General features: G+C 64.5%; 2 protein-coding genes and 2 pseudogenes. 1 reads left to right on the plus strand and 3 read right to left on the minus strand.

Features of this window, described 5'->3' with window-relative positions:
- The 3 genes and pseudogenes from MXC11_RS12070 to tnpA form a co-directional block, all read right to left on the minus strand.
- Nucleotides 1-179: pseudogene (locus MXC11_RS12070) on the minus strand (IS66 family transposase); the annotation flags it as partial.
- A gap of 82 nt (nt 180-261) precedes the next feature.
- Nucleotides 262-597: an IS66 family insertion sequence element accessory protein TnpB gene (tnpB, locus tag MXC11_RS12075; RefSeq protein ID WP_250010420.1), complete on the minus strand. Its 336-nt coding sequence runs from the start codon at nt 595-597 to the stop codon at nt 262-264.
- Nucleotides 594-926, minus strand: coding sequence for an IS66-like element accessory protein TnpA (gene tnpA / locus MXC11_RS12080; protein ID WP_250010421.1), 333 nt, complete (start codon nt 924-926; stop codon nt 594-596). The genes tnpB and tnpA overlap by 4 nt, the downstream gene beginning before the upstream one ends.
- 102 nt (nt 927-1,028) lie before the next feature.
- Between tnpA and MXC11_RS12085 the strand changes: the two are divergent.
- Nucleotides 1,029-1,174, plus strand: a pseudogene (locus MXC11_RS12085) (IS3 family transposase); the annotation flags it as partial.

A 1,174-nucleotide genomic window follows, 5' to 3' on the forward strand; every position in this document is an offset into this window, starting at 1 on the left:
AACTTGTGCCGTTTGAGAATGGCGATCTCGTGGGCCAGCTGCTCGTTGCGGGTCTTGTGGTAGTGCACCTGCTGGCTAAGACCGGATACCTGCTGGTCGAGCTGCGCGACACGCTCCGTCAACTGCGCCGCCAGTGCACGCAGTTGCTCGGGAGTCAGGTGGTCGAAGGGCGGTTGCATGCCGCCGATTGTGATCGCCCTACCCCTGCCTGGCGATAGGGCGTTCGGTGAATTGCCTTGCCGCAAGAGCCGATGCGCCGGTTTACAGCACACTGATACTCGCATCGTCTCCCAGCCGTCGCCAGGGCAGTCCGATCACCAGCGCGCGCAGCTGCTCTGGCGTCAACTCGCGTTGTGTACCCTGTTCGCTACCGGGCCAGACGAAACGCCCCTGGTTCAGGCGGCGTGCCGCCAGCCAGACACCGAAGCCATCGTGCACCAGCACCTTCATGCGATTGGCGCGCTTGTTGGCGAACAGATAAGCAGAGTGCGGCTGCGCCGCACCGAACACCTGGACGACCCGAGCCAGCGCCGTTTCGATACCGGCGCGCATGTCCAGCGGCTCGATGGCCAGCCAGATCCGGTCGATGCGAATCATGCCAGCAGCCCGCGCAGGAAGCGTGCGCAGCCCTCGGCGTCCTGCGCCGGCCAGCGTACCGACAGACTGCCGGAGCGGTGGGGAATGTCGATCTTGACCGTCAGCGCCTCGGCAGCGGCTCGTCCGGAAGGCATCAGCTCGAGCGGCACCGGAACAAAGGCGGGCATGGTCGGCAGCGGCTCGCGCTGCTGGCGAATCCATTTATGCACCAGGTTGGCATTGAGCTCATGGCTCAGCGCCACGCCAGCGACGGAGGCCCCGGGCTGGGCACACTCCTCGATGACCTGGGCCTTGAAGGCCTTGGGGAATGTACGGCGCTGTCGAGACATGAAACCCTCCAGAAAGTGGCTTGAAATGGTGTCCACCAAAAATAGGTGGACACCATGCCGCGATCTGGAAAAGGCGGGGAGATGTGTTCGGCGGACGCTTACCGCCGGCTGGGGCTGCGTGGCGTGATGCGTGGTAAGACGCTCCGTACCACCGTCAGCGACCGGGCGGCACCGTGTCCGCAGGATCACGTCAATCGCCAGTTCCAGGCCAGTTGCCCGAACGCCCTGTGGGTCTCGGACTTCACCTA

Source organism: Pseudomonas eutrophicaquae, from assembly GCF_023544715.1.
In the GTDB taxonomy this organism is placed as follows: domain Bacteria; phylum Pseudomonadota; class Gammaproteobacteria; order Pseudomonadales; family Pseudomonadaceae; genus Geopseudomonas.

Excerpts from the sequence above, each read along its gene's own strand:
- tnpB (WP_250010420.1), bottom strand. The coding sequence starts at position 597 with ATGATTCGCATCGACCGGATCTGGCTGGCCATCGAGCCGCTGGACATG.
- tnpA (WP_250010421.1), bottom strand. The coding sequence starts at position 926 with ATGTCTCGACAGCGCCGTACATTCCCCAAGGCCTTCAAGGCCCAGGTC.